Annotated in this window: 11 protein-coding genes; 2 read left to right on the top strand and 9 right to left on the bottom strand. The window is 70.3% G+C overall.

Features of this window, described 5'->3' with window-relative positions; genetic code table 11:
- Nucleotides 1-9: 9 nt before the first annotated feature.
- The 6 genes from JHB91_RS11390 to JHB91_RS11365 all read right to left on the bottom strand — a co-directional run bounded on the left by JHB91_RS11390 (nucleotide 10) and on the right by JHB91_RS11365 (nucleotide 6,980).
- Nucleotides 10-738: a LytTR family DNA-binding domain-containing protein gene (locus tag JHB91_RS11390; RefSeq protein WP_199373710.1), complete on the bottom strand. Its 729-nt coding sequence runs from the start codon at nucleotides 736-738 to the stop codon at nucleotides 10-12.
- Complete coding sequence (locus JHB91_RS11385) at nucleotides 735-1,787, bottom strand: histidine kinase (RefSeq protein WP_199373713.1); 1,053 nt, start codon at nucleotides 1,785-1,787, stop codon at nucleotides 735-737. Before JHB91_RS11385 ends, JHB91_RS11390 begins: the two co-directional genes overlap by 4 nt.
- A gap of 4 nt (nucleotides 1,788-1,791) precedes the next feature.
- Nucleotides 1,792-2,460 (bottom strand): dienelactone hydrolase family protein, encoded by a 669-nt coding sequence (locus JHB91_RS11380; protein WP_199472950.1) that lies wholly within the window; start codon nucleotides 2,458-2,460, stop codon nucleotides 1,792-1,794.
- A gap of 67 nt (nucleotides 2,461-2,527) precedes the next feature.
- On the bottom strand, nucleotides 2,528-3,364 hold the full coding sequence (locus tag JHB91_RS11375) for an energy transducer TonB (protein ID WP_199472949.1): 837 nt from the start codon (nucleotides 3,362-3,364) through the stop codon (nucleotides 2,528-2,530).
- Nucleotides 3,365-3,570: 206 nt separating this feature from the next.
- Nucleotides 3,571-5,466 carry a glucans biosynthesis glucosyltransferase MdoH gene (gene mdoH, locus JHB91_RS11370; RefSeq protein ID WP_343225094.1) on the bottom strand — a complete coding sequence of 632 codons (1,896 nt, stop codon included), beginning with the start codon at nucleotides 5,464-5,466 and terminating at the stop codon, nucleotides 3,571-3,573.
- A complete protein-coding gene (locus JHB91_RS11365; RefSeq protein ID WP_199472948.1) occupies nucleotides 5,463-6,980 on the bottom strand; it encodes a glucan biosynthesis protein G in 1,518 nt (505 codons plus the stop codon). Before JHB91_RS11365 ends, mdoH begins: the two co-directional genes overlap by 4 nt.
- A gap of 164 nt (nucleotides 6,981-7,144) precedes the next feature.
- Between JHB91_RS11365 and JHB91_RS11360 the strand changes: the two genes are divergently transcribed.
- Nucleotides 7,145-8,323: a TerC family protein gene (locus JHB91_RS11360; RefSeq protein ID WP_199472947.1), complete on the top strand. Its 1,179-nt coding sequence runs from the start codon at nucleotides 7,145-7,147 to the stop codon at nucleotides 8,321-8,323.
- A gap of 48 nt (nucleotides 8,324-8,371) precedes the next feature.
- Here JHB91_RS11360 and JHB91_RS11355 read toward each other — a convergent pair whose 3' ends face one another.
- From JHB91_RS11355 to JHB91_RS11345, 3 genes are read right to left on the bottom strand one after another with little or no spacing between them, the layout of a single operon-like run.
- Nucleotides 8,372-9,817, bottom strand: coding sequence for an efflux transporter outer membrane subunit (locus JHB91_RS11355; RefSeq protein WP_199472946.1), 1,446 nt, complete (start codon nucleotides 9,815-9,817; stop codon nucleotides 8,372-8,374).
- A complete protein-coding gene (locus JHB91_RS11350) occupies nucleotides 9,810-12,962 on the bottom strand; it encodes an efflux RND transporter permease subunit (protein ID WP_199472945.1) in 3,153 nt (1,050 codons plus the stop codon). Before JHB91_RS11350 ends, JHB91_RS11355 begins: the two co-directional genes overlap by 8 nt.
- 3 nt (nucleotides 12,963-12,965) lie before the next feature.
- Nucleotides 12,966-14,243 carry an efflux RND transporter periplasmic adaptor subunit gene (locus JHB91_RS11345; RefSeq protein WP_199472944.1) on the bottom strand — a complete coding sequence of 426 codons (1,278 nt, stop codon included), beginning with the start codon at nucleotides 14,241-14,243 and terminating at the stop codon, nucleotides 12,966-12,968.
- Between the two features lie 166 nt (nucleotides 14,244-14,409).
- On the opposite strand from JHB91_RS11345, the gene JHB91_RS11340 reads away from it, so the two are divergent.
- On the top strand, nucleotides 14,410-15,048 hold the full coding sequence (locus tag JHB91_RS11340; protein WP_185115868.1) for a TetR family transcriptional regulator: 639 nt from the start codon (nucleotides 14,410-14,412) through the stop codon (nucleotides 15,046-15,048).
- Nucleotides 15,049-15,270: the final 222 nt, after the last annotated feature.

Below are 15,270 nucleotides of genomic sequence, written 5' to 3'. Positions count from 1 at the left end.
TGCCGCCACTCAGCGCTCGCGCAGCATCTCGCGCAGCTGCGCCACGCAACGGCGGCTGACCTCGAGCGGCTCGGCGCCGTGGCGCAGGATCGCGTGCACATGCCCTTCCGGGTCGCGCCTGAGCTCCACCAGCTCGTGGCGGGCGACCAGGCAGTTGCGGTGGATGCGCAGGAAGCGCTCGCCGAACTCCTCTTCCAGCGACTTCAGCGACTCCTCGATCAGGTCCTCGCCGCGCGCGTGGTGCACCACCACGTACTTCTCCTCGGCCTGCAGGTAGCGCACGTCCTCGATCGGGATCAGGCGCAGGCTGCCGCGCAGGCGCGCGCAGAGGTGGGTGCGGAGCTTTCCGGGCGCATCGCCGCGGCTGCGTTCCAGCCCGGCGGTGAAGGTGCGCACGCGCTCGATGGCGGCCTCGAGGCGCTCGGGGCGCACCGGCTTGACGATGTAGTCGACGGCCGCGGCATCGAACGCCGACAGCGCGTGCGCGTCGTACGCGGTGCAGAACACCACCGCCGGGCGCGGCTCGAACGCCGCCAGGTGGCGCGCAGCCTCGAGGCCATCGATGCCGGGCATGGCGATGTCCATCAGCACCAGGTCGGGCTCGTGCTCGGCGCAGGCCTGCAGCGCGCTGCGGCCGTCGCCGGCCTCGGCCACCACTTCGATGCCGTCGAGCGCACCCAGCAGCGCGCGCAGGCGCTCGCGTGCAAGCGGTTCGTCGTCCGCGATGACGACCTTCAAGGCGTCCTCCTGACGGGCTGCAGCGGCAGGCTGAGCTCGCAGGCATAGTAGCCCGCGTCCCAACCGCAGGTCATCCGCGCGCGCGGGCCGAATGCATAGCCGAGCCGGTGCGCGATGTTGCGTTGCGCGTGGCCCGCTCCGTGCACACCCGGCACGTGCGGCGGGAGCGACGGGTTGTTGACGCGCAGCCGCAGGGCGTCGCCCTCCACCGCGACGTCGATGGCGACGGTGCCGCCCTCGGGCAGGCGCGAAATACCGTGCAGCACCGCGTTCTCAAGCAAGGGCTGCAGCACCAGGCGCGGCATCGCCAGGTCCCACGGCAACGGCTCGGTCTTGCGCCATTCCACGCGCAGGCGCTCGCCGAGGCGCAGCTGCTCGATGCCCAGGTAGCCTTCGGCCAGGCGCACCTCCTCGGCCAGCGAGGAATCCCCCTCGCCAGCGCCGAGCGCGGCGCGGAACAGATCGGACAGGTCGAGCACGGCGCGCTCGGCGACCTCGGGATCGCGGCGCAGCAAGGTGGCGATCATGTTCATGCTGTTGAACAGGAAGTGCGGGCGGATCCGCGCCTGCAGCGCGTCGGCCTCGGCGCGGGCGTGCGCGGCGAGCTGCGCCTGCCAGCGATCGATGACGTAGAAGTAGCGCAATGCCAGCGCTGTGATCAGCGTGACCACGCCCGCCGATCCGGTGACGAAGCGCAACGATGACGGCCAGCCACCGGCATCGCCGACACTTGCGAACAGCGCGTGCACGATCGCCGCCACCACCGCAGCGACCAGGGCCGAGAGCGCCACCGCCGCCAGCGCCCCGGTGCGCCGCGGCAGGCGCGACAGCGTGCGTCGCGACACGCACAGCAGCACCGACACCGACAGCGCCAGCCACAGCGCGAAGCCGCTGGTGGACAGCACGCGCGCAAGGTCCCAGCGCGAGCCGGCATCGGGCACCAGCACCACCACCACGACCACCAGCTGCGCCATGCCGAGCATGGCGCCCAGCCGCGGCAGGCGACACAGGTCGGGCAACCACGGCTCGTCGGCGCGCGGGTCGCCCATCGCCTCAGCCCGCGGAAAAGCGGCGCGACATCCAGTCACCGAGATCACTGATCTCCTCGGCGCACACCGAATGCGGCATGGGATAGGCATGCCAGTCGACGTCGAAGCCGAGCTCGCGCAGCAGCGCCGCGCTGCCCTGCCCGGCCTGGAACGGGACCACCGGGTCCTGGCTGCCGTGGCCGAAGAACACCGGCGCGCGGGCCTCGGCGTTGGCCAGCACGCTGCGCGCCTTGTTCGCGGAGGGGACGTAGGTCGACAGCGCCACCAGCCCGGCCAGCGGCTCGGTGCTTCGCAGCCCCGCGGCCAGCGTGACCGCCCCGCCCTGCGAAAACCCCGCCAGCAGCACGCGCCCGCGCGGCACGCCGCGCGTGGCCTCGCGGGCGATCAGCGTCTCGACCTGCGCCACCGATTCGTCGACGCCGGCTTCGTCGGCGCGGTTGTCGAGGTCGGCATCGACGATGTCGTACCAGGCCCGCATCGCCATGTGGTTGTTGATGGTCACCTTGCGCACTGGCGCATGCGGGAACACGAAGCGCAGCGCCGGCCAGTCGCGGCGCACCAGCTGCGGGACGATGGGTGCGAAGTCGTGGCCATCTGCGCCCAGGCCGTGCAGCCAGATCACGCTCCAGGCCGGCGACGTTCCGGTCTCGTGTTCGATGCAGTCCAGCGGCATAGCGGCACTCGGCAAGGTTGGCGCGCCATTATGCATGGCGCATCCGCCGCGGCCCGATGGCCCTGGGCTACTGGTCGAGCGTGAAGCGCACGGTGATCATGGATGCCACGTTGTCGCCGGTGGGCTCGAAGCGGTACTCGCCCACCGCGACCAGCGCGGAGCGGTCGAACACGCCCGGCGGCGTGGCGCTGACCACGCGCGCCGCCGCTACCGAACCATCCGGAAGGATGGTGAAACCGACCTGCACCACGCCCTCGACGCGACGATTCAGGGCCGCCGCCGGATAGCGCGCGGCAGGCTGGTGAAGCAGCCGCGGGGAAGGCTTCGGCGAGGCCGCCGCCATGGGCGCGCGTTCGACGGCTGCCTGCGTGGGGCGTGCCGGCGCTGGCGAAGGCACCTCGGCTTCGGCGCGCCGCTCTGCCACGGGCGGAGAGCGCGGCTGCGACGGCGCCGGCGGCGCCACGACGGCCGCCGCAGCCCGCGTCGCGGCGGCCGTGCGCGCATCCGCGTCACTTCGCAGGCGCTGCGTCTCCACCGCGGCCAGGCGCACGGCCTGTTCGCGGTCGGCCTTCGCCCCTTCTTCGATATCGGCTTCCACGCCGACGATCGCGCTGGCGAGCCGCTGCAGGGCAGGCGCATCCGGATCACTCGCGGCGATCAACCGGTGCAGGCGATGCGCCTCGGCGGTGTCGCGTCGCGCGATCGCCTGTTCGCACGCGATCAACAGGTAGGGCTGCAGGTCGGTGATCGCGCTCGCCAGCGCGGCGTCATCGGGGTGGCGGCGTCTCGCTTCCAGCCAGTATTCGATGGCACTGTCGCCGGCGGGCGCATGCAGCCGACCCTCGCTCAGCGCGCGGCTGCCCGACGCCTTCAGTTCGTCGATCGGCTGGCGCGACAGGTCCACGACGGGCGTTGCGATCGCAGGCGAAGCGTCAGCTCCGCCATCCGCTGCCGCCCCGCTGCCGTCATGCGCCTGCGGTTGGCAGGCACATGCCAACAGCGCCGCGGCCAGCGCCGCAACCGGTAGTCCAAGCCTCATTTCCAAGCCCCCTGTGGCTTACGGGGGGGGAGCTTATGCGGCTTCGATGACGCTGCCGCTGCAGTCCCGCTTCAGTTCCGCGACGGAGCCGCGCGCAGGGTGTTGGCGCGCACCAGCACTTCGGGGGGCGCAAGTTCCTCCGGCGTGGCGAACACGCCATGCCGGCGCAGCCACTGCCCGGCCGCGCGCGAAGCGCCAAGCGCGACAATCGGAATCGACAGCACCAGGCCCAGCACCACCGGCGACATCCACGCCGCCAGCGCCGGCGACACCATCCACGCGGCAATTCCGGCGCCGATGCCAAACAGCGTCATGCCGCCATACAGGCGCAGCAGTTCGCGCAGCGGCAGGCTGCCATCGTCGCGGCGCTGCGATTCCCAGCCCGAGTCGCGCCCGGCCAGCACCTCGGCCACGCCACGCGACTGCACGTACATGGTCACCGGCGCCATCAGCGCCGCGAGCAGGGTTTCCAGCAGCACGCCGAGCCCGGAGCGCAATGCGCCGCCGCAGCCGCGGCGCATGGCAGGATCGATGACGGTGGCCAGCCAGCCCATGAGCTTCGGCGACAGCAGCATCGACATGGTCAGCGCGAACACGCCGAGGAAGCGGTCCTCGTCCTGCTCGCGCCAGTACCCGGTGGGCGTGAATCCCTCCAGCGACACCTGGCCGAACGAGAATCCGGCATGCAGCAGCGGGATGGAGATGCCGACGATCATCAGCATCGCCCACATCGGCGCGGTGAAGTAATGGCCGATGCCGATCAGGAGGTGCCAGCGGCTCACCCAGTGCAGGCCCTTCGCCGGCAGCACCGCGCCGTGCTGCAGGTTGCCCTGGCACCAGCGCCGGTCGCGCACCAGCATGTCGGTCAGCGACGGCGGGCCTTCCTCGTAGCTGCCGGCGAGCGCGGGGATCATGTGCAGCGCCCAGCCGCCGCGGCGCAGCAGCGCGGCCTCCACGAAGTCATGGCTGAGCACGGTGCCGGCGAACGGCTTGACGCCGCGCAGCTCGGGCAGCCCGGCGCATGCGGCAAACGCGCGCGTGCGGATCATCGCGTTGTGGCCCCAGTAGTTGCTCTCCGCGCCGTGCCACCAGGCCACGCCGTAGGCGATCACCGGGCCGTACACACGGCCGGCGAACTGTTGCATGCGTGCGAACAGCGTGCTGCCGTTGACGATCACCGGCAGGGTCTGGATCAGGGCCACGTCGTCGTGGCCCTGCATGGCCGCAGCCAGGCGCACGATGGTGTCGCCGGTCATCAGGCTGTCGGCGTCCAGGATCAGGAACTGCGGGTACGCGCCGCCCCAGCGACGCACCCAGTCGGAAATGTTGCCGGCCTTGCGCTCGCTGTTGTCGTCGCGCAGGCGGTAGTGCACGCGCGCCTGCGCGCCCAGCCGCGCACGCAGCGCGGCGAACGCTTCGCGCTCTTCCTGCTGCAGCTGCGGCTTGCGGGTGTCGCTCAGCACGAAGAAATCGAAGTGGTCCAGGCGCCCGGTCGCGGCCAGCGACTCGTGCATGGCCTGCAGGCCTGCCATCAGCCGCCCGGGCTCCTCGTTGTAGATCGGCATCAGCAGCGCCGTGCGCGAGCCCAGCGCAGGGAGCGGTTCGCCGGGGCGGATGCCAAGTCGCGCCGGGCGTTTCTGCAGCACCAGCACGAAGCCCGCGATCGCACCCACGAACGCCTGCACGATCCACGCGAACAGCAGCACGAACAGCACCAGCAGCGTGCCTTCCAGCGGATCGATGCCGTTGCCGCGCAGCAGCCACCAGATCTGGTAGGCCGCGAACAGGGTCACGCTGACGGCGCTGCCGATCACCGCGAAGCGCCGCCAGCGCATGTTCGGCGGCCGCGTCGGGAAGCCGGGACTGCGCAGCGTGCCCGCGGCCAGGGTCTGCACCGGCATGCTCAGCGGCGACTCCGGCGGCAGGTCGCCAGGCGTCGATGTGTCGCGCACCGGAGACGTGCTCACGGCGTCCACCGCGACAGCCAGGTTTCCGACAGCCGCCCGGCGGCGCCTTCGAGCCAGGCACGCAGTTCGATCGCGCGCGCCGTGCCGGGGTCGAGCTCGAAGCTCATGCGCCAGCCGCCGGTATCCGGATTGCGGTAGGTGACCGCGTTGCGCAGCGTGCCGGCCGAAGCACTGGCCTGCACGCGCACGCCGTCGGCGCGGCCATCGAGGTCGCCGCCGACGAAATCGACCATGTACAGCCGGCCCTTGCCTGCATCCAGCGCGCCGCTGCGGGTGGCGGCCACGCGCGCCAGGCGCGGATGCCAGGCGTGGTCGCGGCACCAGTGCAGGCGGTAGCGGAAACGGTGTTCGCGGCCCGCGGCGAGCGGCTCGGCCGGCCGCCAGAAGGCGACGATGTTGTCGCTGAACTCGTCGCCGGTGGGAATCTCCACCAGGTGCACTTCGCCCGCGCCCCAGGCGTCGAGCGGCTCCACCCAGCAGCTCGGGCGCTTCTCGTAGCCGGCTTCGAAGTCCTGGAACTCGCCGGCATCGCGCTTGCGCTGCATCAGGCCGAAGCCACGCGGATCGCGGTCCTGGAAGCCGCTGTGCTCGAGCAGTGCCGGATTGCGCAGCGGCCGCCAGGCCTGCTCGTCGCCGCCGGTCCACAGCGCCAGGCCGTCGGAGTCGTGCACCGCGGGGCGCGCGTCGTCCACGCCGACGCGGTCGTGCGCGTCGAACTCGAACATGCTGGTCAAGGGCGCGATTCCGGCGTTGGCGAGGGGGACGCGCGGATACAGGCGCGCGTCGACATCGAACACCGTCTCGTCGCCAGGTGTCATCACGAAGCGGAACGCACCCGCGACGCTCGGCGAATCGAGCAGCGCGTGCACCACGAGGCTCGCGGCACCCGCTGCCGGGCGTTCCAGCCAGAAGCCGCGGAACACCGGAAACTCTTCCGCGCCCGGGTCGCCGCTGCCCAGCGCCAGCCCGCGCGCCGACAGGCCGTAGCCGAGCCCCCGCGCCACCGCGCGGAAGTAGCTGGCACCGAGGAAACTCGCCAGCTCGTCGAATTGGTCGGGGCGCTGCACGGGGGCATGCACGCGGAAGCCGGCGAAGCCGAGGTCCTCGCCTTCGGGTGGCTGTGGCACGCCGTGGTCGAAGTCGAACAGCTCGCGCGAATACGGGAACGGGCGCGTACGGCCGTCCTCCACCAGGTGCATGTCCACGCGATCCTGGAACATGTAGCCGCGGTGGAAGAACTGCACCTGGAACGGCAGGCCGTCGTCGCGCCAGAGCGCGCGTGCAGCGCGGAAGCGGTAGTCGCGGTACTGGTCGTAGCCGAGTCCGGCAAGTGCGCGTGGCAGCGTGCGCGAGACTGGCACATGCGGAACCGATGCCAGTCGGCGTGCAATGGCGGGCACGGTGCCGGCATCGAACCCCGCCGCGGCCGCCGGCGCGCGCGCGCGCGCCAGCGACGGCCAGGTGGCGATCGCAGGCAGGGCAAGCCCGGCGAAAAGGAATTGTCGACGTTGCAAAGGGGACGGCGCGGGGGATGGAGGCGGCAATGTAACAACGAACAGGGTGGCGATGCTGCGCGCGTATTTCACGCCGTCATCACACCCGTGAGCCGCGTTGGCCGCCACGCGGCGCATCACATCCGCATGCGAAAATCGCGACCTGTCCAAATGCAGGGCCGCGCATGCCGACCGCCCCACTCGTCTGGGAAGCCACGATCGCGCTGATCGTCGCGCTGCTTGCCTTCGACTACTTCTTCCACGTGCGCAAGGCGCACGCGCCCAGCCTGCGCGAGGCGGCGGTCTGGTCGGCGCTTTACGTCGGCATCGCCCTCCTGTTCGGCGCGGGCGTCTGGTACTGGGGCGGCGCCACGATGGGCGCGGAGTACTTCTCCGGCTATGTCACCGAAAAGGCGCTGTCGGTCGACAACATCTTCGTGTTCCTGGTGATCATGGCGAGCTTCAAGGTGCCGCGCGAGGACCAGCAGAAGGTCCTGCTGTTCGGCATCACCTTCGCGCTGATCGCGCGCACGGTGTTCATCCTGCTTGGCGCGGCGCTGATCGAACGCTTCTCGTGGGTCTTCTACCTGTTCGGCCTGGCGCTGCTGCTCACCGCCGGCAACCTGCTCAAGCCGCAGCACCACGGCGAAGAGGATGAAAAGCCCAACATCGTGGTGCGCGTGGTGCGCAAGGTGTTCCACTCCAGCCCGCACTACGACGGCGACAAGCTGTTCACGACCTGGCAGGGCAAGCGCGCGCTCACGCCGATGCTGCTGGTGATGCTGGCGATCGGCGGCACCGACATCCTGTTCGCGTTCGATTCGATCCCGGCGATCTTCGGCCTCACCCAGAACATCTACATCGTGTTCACCGCCACGGCGTTCTCGCTGCTCGGCCTGCGCCAGCTGTACTTCCTGGTAGGTGGCCTGCTCGAGCGGCTGGTGTACCTGTCACTCGGCCTGGCCGCGGTGCTCGGCTTCATCGGCGTCAAACTCGTGGTCCACGCGCTGCACGAGAACAACCTGCCGTTCATCAACGACGGCGATCCGGTGAAGGTGATCGAGATCAGTACCGGGCTGTCGCTGGTGGTGATCGTCGGCCTGCTTCTGCTCACGGTGCTGGTGTCGCTGGTCAGCCCCAAAGGCAAGGCCAAGGCCGCGGTCACCAGGCTGCGCCGGTACGTGGGGGACTATCTTGCGCTGGGCGACGACGCGCCGGCGGCGGAGCGCGCACGCCTGCATGCCGAGGTCGTGGCGGCCGAGGCGCGCGTGCACGCGCTGGAGCCGCGCTTCAAGGCGATGATCACCCACCCGAAAAAGCTGCACCACGACGTGGCGCGCGTGCACGCCGCGCATCGCGGCTGACCGCGTCGGCGCGAGACACACGCCGCGCTGCGAAGCGCGGCGCGCCCTCTAGTCGGCCACGGCCAGCGAACGTTCCTGCCAGCCGCCGCCGAGGACCTTGTACAGGGTGACCCGGTTGCGCTGTTCGGCCATGCGCGTGGCCACCATCGCCTGCTGCGTGGCATACAGCGTGCGCTGCGCATCCAGCCGCACCAGCGAGCTGTCGAGGCCTGCGCCATGGCGGGCCTGCGCCAGTGATTCGGCGCGGGTGGCAGCGTCGACCAGAGCTTGCTGCGCGCGCACCTGGCGGGCCAGCGCATCCGCCTGCGCCAGCGCGTCGGCGACCTCGCGGAAGCCGACCTGGATCGCCTTTTCGTACTCCGCAAGCGCGATGTCGCGTTCGGCGGTGGCCACGCCGAGGCCGGCACGCAGGCGTCCGCCCTGGAAGATCGGCAGGTTGACCTGCGGCATGAAGCTCCAGACGCGGGTGCCGCCCTCGAACAGGCCGGACAGCGCGTCGCTGGCCGAGCCGACGCTGCCGGTCAGCGAGATCGACGGAAAGAACGCGGCGCGCGCCGCGCCGATGTTGGCGCTGGCAGCATGCAGTCGGTGCTCGGCGGCGATCACGTCGGGCCGGCGCAGCAGTGCTTCCGCCGGCAGTCCCGCCGGCAGCGCGGTGAGGCCGACCACGGCGCCTGAATCACGCAGCGGCAGCAGCTCGGGCGGCACCGGCGCGCCGGCCAGCAGGTCGAGCGCGTTGCGGTCCAATGCCACCTGACCCTGCAGGCGCGCGACATCCGAACGCGTGCCTTCCACCTGGGTGCGCACCTGCTCCACCTCGAGCGCCGACGTGGCGCCCAGCGCCTGGCGCTGCGCGGTGAGTGACAGCGTGCGCTCGTAGGTCTCCAGCGCGGATTCCGCCAGGCGCAGCTGCTCCTGGTCGGAGGCCAGCGCCAGCCACGCGCCGACGACTTCGGCCACCAGCGACAGCTGGGTGCTGCGCTGCGCCTCGGCGGTGGCCAGGTATTGCTGCAGCGCCGCCTCGCCAAGGTTGCGCACGCGCCCGAACAGGTCGAGTTCGAACGCCGCCAGGCCGATGCCCGCGACGTACGACTCGCTGTCGGGCACATCGCCGCCGACGCGCTCCATGGTGGCGCTGGCGCCGAGCGACGGCATGCGGTCGGCACGGCGGATGCCGTACTGCGAGCGCGCACGTTCGACGTTGAGGATCGCCACGCGCAGGTCGCGGTTGTTGTCCAGCGCCTGGGCGACGACCGCTTCGAGCGCCGGGTCGGCGAGGAAGTCGCGCCAGCCGACATCGGCCATGGGCAGCGCGGCAATCGCCGGATCGGCCGGCGCGAACGCGCCGGCCTGGCCCGCGGGCGTGGTCGCGGGCAGCGGCCATTCCACGGGGATCGCGGGTGCGGCGGCGGGGGTGGCTGGCACCAGCGTGGCGCAGCCGGAGACCGCCAGCGCGATGGCCAGCGCGAGGCTCGCGTGCAGTGGCTTATGCATGCTGGTCGACTCCAGTGGCGACGGGTGCGTGCTGCTTGCGGTTGAACAGGCGGTTGACCACCACGAAGAACAGGGGGATGAAGAACACGCCGAGCAGCGTGCCCACCACCATGCCGCCCAGCACGCCGGTGCCGATGGCGCGCTGCGCGCCCGAGCCCGCGCCGCTGGCGATGGCGAGCGGCAGCACGCCGAGGCCGAAGGCCAGCGAGGTCATGATGATCGGGCGCAGCCGGTCACGGACCGCTTGCATGGTGGCCTCGATGAGCTCTATGCCCTGCTCCACGTTCGCCTTGGCGAACTCGACGATCAGGATCGCGTTCTTGCTGGTCAGCCCCACCGTGGTGAGCATCGCCACCTGGAAGTAGATGTCGCGCTCCATGCCGCGCATCGAGTTGGCCAGCACCGCGCCGAGGATGCCCAGCGGCGCCACCAGCAACACGGCGGTCGGCACCGTCCAGCTTTCGTACAGCGCGGCCAGGCACAGGAACACGATCAGCAACGACAGCGCGTACAGCAGCGGCGTCTGCGAACCGGCCTCGCGCTCCTGGTAGGACAACGCGGTCCACTCGATGCCGAAGCCCGGCGGAAGCTCAGCCGCGAGGCGCTCGATCTCGAGCATCGCGTCGCCCGTGGCCACGCCCGGCGCGGGCTCGCCCTGGACCTCGACAGCCGATACGCCGTTGTAGCGTTCCAGGCGCGGCGAGCCGAAGTCCCAGTGCGAGCTGGCGAACGCCGAGAACGGCACCATCTCGCCCTGGTTGTTCTTTACCGACCACAGGCTGAAATCGTCCGGCGTCATGCGGAACTGCGCATCCGACTGCAGGTACACGCGCTTCACGCGGCCGCGGTCGATGAAGTCGTCGATGTAGGCGCTGCCCCAGGCCGCGGCGAGGGTCGAGTTGATCGCACCCACAGACAGCCCCAGCGCGCTCGCCTTCTCGGTATCGATGTCGATGCGGAACTGCGGCGTGTCCTCCTGGCCGTTCGGGCGCACCGCCTGAAGCAGCGGACTCTGGTTGGCCGCGCCGAGCATCTGGTTGCGCGCATTGATCAGCGCTTCGTGGCCCTGCGCGCCGTTGTCCTTGACGAAGAAGGTGTAGCCGGCGCCGATACCAAGCTCGGGCATGGCGGGCGGCGGGAACACGAAGATCTGCGCGTCCTTGACCTGGCTCATCGCGCCCATGCCGCGGCCGGCGAGCGCGAACGCGCCCTCGGATGCCTCCTTGCGCTCGCCCCAGTCGGTGAGCTTCACGAACGACATGCCGGCGTTCTGGCCCATGCCGGCAAAGCTGAAGCCCTGCACCGAGAACACGGATTCGACGATGTCGGATTCGTTCGCGATGAAGTGGTCCTCGAGCTCCTTGAGCGCCTCGATCGTGCGCTCCTGGGTGGCGCCGACCGGCGTCTGCACCAGCGCCATCAGCACGCCCTGGTCCTCGTTGGGCAGGAACGAACTGGGCAGGCGCACGAACAGCACGCCCATCACCACCACCAGCAGCGCGAACACGGTCATCGAACGCTTCGGGCTGCCGAGCATGCGGCGCACGCCGCCGCGGTACTTGCCGCTGGTGCGGTCGAAGCCGCGGTTGAACCAGCCGAAGAAGCGCCCGGCCAGGCCGGTGCCATGGTGGTCCACGCCCTTCTCGATGGGCTTGAGCATGGTGGCGCACAGCGCCGGCGTCAGCACGATGGCCACCACCACCGACAGCAGCATCGCCGACACGATGGTGGCCGAGAACTGCCGGTAGATGACGCCGGTCGAGCCGGACATGAACGCCATCGGCACGAACACCGCCGACAGCACCAGGCCGATGCCGACCAGCGCGCCGGTGATCTGGTCCATCGACTTGCGCGTGGCCTCGAGCGGCGAGAGTCCTTCCTCGCTCATGATGCGTTCGACGTTCTCGACCACGACGATCGCATCGTCCACGAGAAGCCCGATCGCCAGCACCATCGCGAACATGGTCAGCATGTTGATCGAGAAGCCCAGCACCGCGAGCACCGCGAACGTACCCAGCAGCACCACCGGCACCGCGATCGTCGGGATCAGCGTGGCGCGGAAGTTCTGCAGGAACAGGTACATCACCAGGAACACCAGCACGATCGCTTCGATCAGCGTCACCACCACGCCCTTGATGGACACCTGCACGAACGGCGTGGTGTCGAAGGGCACCACCGACACCAGGCCCGGCGGGAAGTACGGCTCGAGTTCGGCGAGCGCCTGCTTCACGCCGGCGGCGGTGTCGATCGCGTTGGCGCCGGTGGCCAGCGAGATCGCCAGGCCGCTGGCTGGCTGGCCGTTGTAGCGGGTGACGAACTCGTAGGTCTCCGAGCCGATCTCCACGCGCGCCACGTCACCGAGCTTGAGCACCGAACCGTCGGGCTCGGCGCGCACCACCACGTTGCGGAACTGTTCGGGGGTCTGCAGGCGGTCCTGCGCGTTGATGGTGGCGTTGATCTGCTGGCCTTCGACCGCCGGCGCGCCGCCGAGCTGGCCGATGGCGACCTGCGCGTTCTGCGCCTGGATGGCGGCGGTCACTTCCGCCACCGACAGCGCGTAGGTGTGCAGCTTGTTCGGGTCCAGCCAGATACGCATGGCGTACTTGGCGCCGAACACCTGGGTGGTGCCCACGCCGGGAACGCGGCTGATCGGATCGACGACGTTGGTGCCGATGAAGTCGCCGATGTCGCTCGGGGTCATGCTGCCGTCTTCGGACACGAAGCCGACCACCTGCAGGAAGCTCGACGTGGACTTGGAGACGTGCACGCCCTGGCGCTGCACGTCCTGCGGCAACAGCGGCATCGCCAGCTGCAGCTTGTTCTGCACCTGCACCTGGGCGATGTCGGGGTTGGTGCCGCTCTCGAACGTCAGCGTGATCTGCGCCATGCCGTTGGACGACGACTTCGAGGAGAAATAGATCAGGCCATCGAGGCCCTTCATGTTCTGCTCGATGATCTGCGTCACCGAATCCTCGACCACCTTGGCCGACGCGCCCGGATAGGTCGCGCGTACCTCGACCGAAGGCGGCGCCACGGTCGGGTACATCGAGATCGGCAACGAGGTCAGCGCGAGCACGCCGGCGAGCATGATGATGATCGCGATGACCCACGCGAAGATGGGGCGATCGATGAAGAAACGAGCCATTGCTTACTCCTTCGAGGCCGAAGCCCCGGCCGCCGGTGCGGTGGCGCCGGAGGAGGCGGGGGTGGCCGCGTCAGCGGCATCGGCATCGGCGGTATCGGCCGCGCTGGCGGCCGCAGGCGCGGCGGCGGCCGGCTGCACCTGCTTCGCGTCGGCGACGTCCGCGGTCACCTCCACCACGTCGCCGGGCTTGATCTTCTGCAGTCCGGCGGTCACCACGCGGTCGCCCGCGGCAAGTCCGTCCTCGACCAACCAAGCGTCGCCGATGGTCTGGCTGACGCGCACCGGACGGACGTCGACCGTGCCGTCCGCGCCAACCACCATCGCGGTGGTGTTGCCCTTGGCGTCACGGCCGATGCCGCGCTGCGGCACCAGGATCGCGTCGTTGCGCACGCCCGCGCCGACCACCGCGCGCACGTACATGCCCGGCAGCAGCACCTGGTCGGGGTTGGCGACTTCCACGCGCACCGAGAAGCTGCCGGTGCCAGGATCGACCGAGACTTCCGAGAACTTCAGCGTCCCGGGATGCGCGTAGGCGGTGCCGTCCTCGAGCAGGATGGTGACCGGCAGCGATGCGCTGCTCTCCAGCGTGCCGGCGGCCAGCGCCTTGCGCAGCTGCAGCAGTTCCGCACTGGTCTGGGTGAGGTCGACGTGGATCGGATCGAGCTGCTGCACGGTGGCCAGCGGCGCGGCCTGGTTGGCGGTGACCAGCGCGCCCTGGGTAACGCTGGACTTGCCGATGCGGCCACTGATCGGCGCGGTGATGCGCGCATGGCCGAGGGGCACGTTGGCGGCATCGAGCGCGGCGCGCGCGGCACCGACATCGGCCTCGGCCTGCTTGAGCGCGGCCTGGGCGTTGTCGTTGTCCTGGCGGCTGACGGCATCGATCTTGACCAGCTCGGCGGTGCGCCGCGCGGTCAGCTGCGCTGCGGTGCGGGTGGCCTCGGCGCGCGCCAGCTGCGCGCGCGCGCTGTTGGCGGCGGCGCGATAGGTGGCGTCATCGAGCTGGTACAGCGGCTGGCCGGCTTCCACCAGGGCGCCTTCGGTGAACAGGCGCCTGGCGACCAGGCCATTGACCTGCGGCCGCACCTCGGCCACCAGCCACGCATGCGTGCGTCCCGGCAGCTCGCGGGTCAGGGTGACCTGCTGCGCGGCGAGAGTGGCAACGGTCACCGCGGGCCTGGGCGCCTGCTGCGGGTCCTGCCCACCACCGCAGGCGGCGAGCGCAAGGGCGAGTGCGGCGGAAAGGGGCATCAGGAGGTGGCGACGGCGGTGCTGGGACATGGGTCGGCTCGCTTGGCGTGCTGGAATGAGGGAAAGCCAGCGCCTGTTCCGCCTCGTTGGTACAGGGCGAAGGGCTGGTCTGAATGGGGACGGCGCAATATACAACCATTCATGGATGTATGTAAGTGGGCTACACTCTCATCTCGCACAGGAGCGTTCAGCCGCCATGGCCAGGAAAACCAAAGAGGAAGCGCTGGTCACGCGCGAGGGCATCCTCGACGCGGCCGAAGCGTGTTTCCGCGAGCACGGCATGTCGCGCACCAGCCTCGAGGCGATCGCCGTACGCGCCGGAGTGACCCGCGGCGCGGTCTACTGGCACTTCAAGAACAAGACCGACGTGCTGGAGGCGGTGATCAGCCGCGTCACCGTGCCCTTCCTGCACGGGCTGGAGTACGCATCGCGCCCGGAGGGCTCGACGCCGCTGGCCGACCTCCGCGAAAAGCTGCGCGCCTCGTTCGCGGACGTGGTCGACAAGCCGCACGTGCGCAACGCCATCGAGGTCATCGAGCTGCGCTGCGAGATCAGCGCCGAGACCACCCAGGTCCACGACCTGCGCCAGGCCGGCTTCCGCAACACCCACGCGCGCATCAATGCCGCCTTCAAGCGCGCCGAGGACCTCGGCCAGCTGCGCGCCGGCATGAGCGCGCACGCCTGCGCGATGGCCCTGCACTTCATGATCTCGGGCGTGATGCGCGCCTACCTGGTGGATCCGGAGCACGTCGACCTGCAGCGCGACGGCATGGGCGCCGTGGACCTGGCGCTGGGCGCGATGGCGACCGCCGCGGCGCGCCTGCCGCGCGACTGATCGCAGCTGCTTGCGGCCTCGCCGCGGTGGCCGGGAGGCCTTCGCGGCTCGGCGCTGACGGCAGGTACCGAAGAGCAATGCACCAGAACGCGGGTTGTGCTCTGGAACCACCGCGTACTGCGCGGACCGGGTGCCAAGGCGCCCAATCAGCGCCACGCCTTCACTCGCTAGGAAAGGGACCAAAAAAAAGGCCCACCAGCGACGGTGGGCCTTTGTCTTGCA

The sequence above is a fragment of the Luteimonas sp. MC1828 genome (assembly GCF_016461615.1).
Taxonomy (GTDB): Bacteria; Pseudomonadota; Gammaproteobacteria; order Xanthomonadales; family Xanthomonadaceae; genus Luteimonas.
This window is presented reverse-complemented; position numbering and strand designations above follow the sequence as displayed.

Bases quoted from the DNA above. Each gene is read 5' to 3' on its own strand.
- JHB91_RS11385 (WP_199373713.1), bottom strand. From the start codon at position 1,787: ATGGGCGACCCGCGCGCCGACGAGCCGTGGTTGCCCGACCTGTGTCGC.
- JHB91_RS11380 (WP_199472950.1), bottom strand. From the start codon at position 2,460: ATGCCGCTGGACTGCATCGAACACGAGACCGGAACGTCGCCGGCCTGG.
- JHB91_RS11360 (WP_199472947.1), top strand. From the start codon at position 7,145: ATGCCGACCGCCCCACTCGTCTGGGAAGCCACGATCGCGCTGATCGTC.
- JHB91_RS11355 (WP_199472946.1), bottom strand. From the start codon at position 9,817: ATGCATAAGCCACTGCACGCGAGCCTCGCGCTGGCCATCGCGCTGGCG.
- JHB91_RS11350 (WP_199472945.1), bottom strand. From the start codon at position 12,962: ATGGCTCGTTTCTTCATCGATCGCCCCATCTTCGCGTGGGTCATCGCG.
- JHB91_RS11345 (WP_199472944.1), bottom strand. From the start codon at position 14,243: ATGTCCCAGCACCGCCGTCGCCACCTCCTGATGCCCCTTTCCGCCGCA.
- JHB91_RS11340 (WP_185115868.1), top strand. From the start codon at position 14,410: ATGGCCAGGAAAACCAAAGAGGAAGCGCTGGTCACGCGCGAGGGCATC.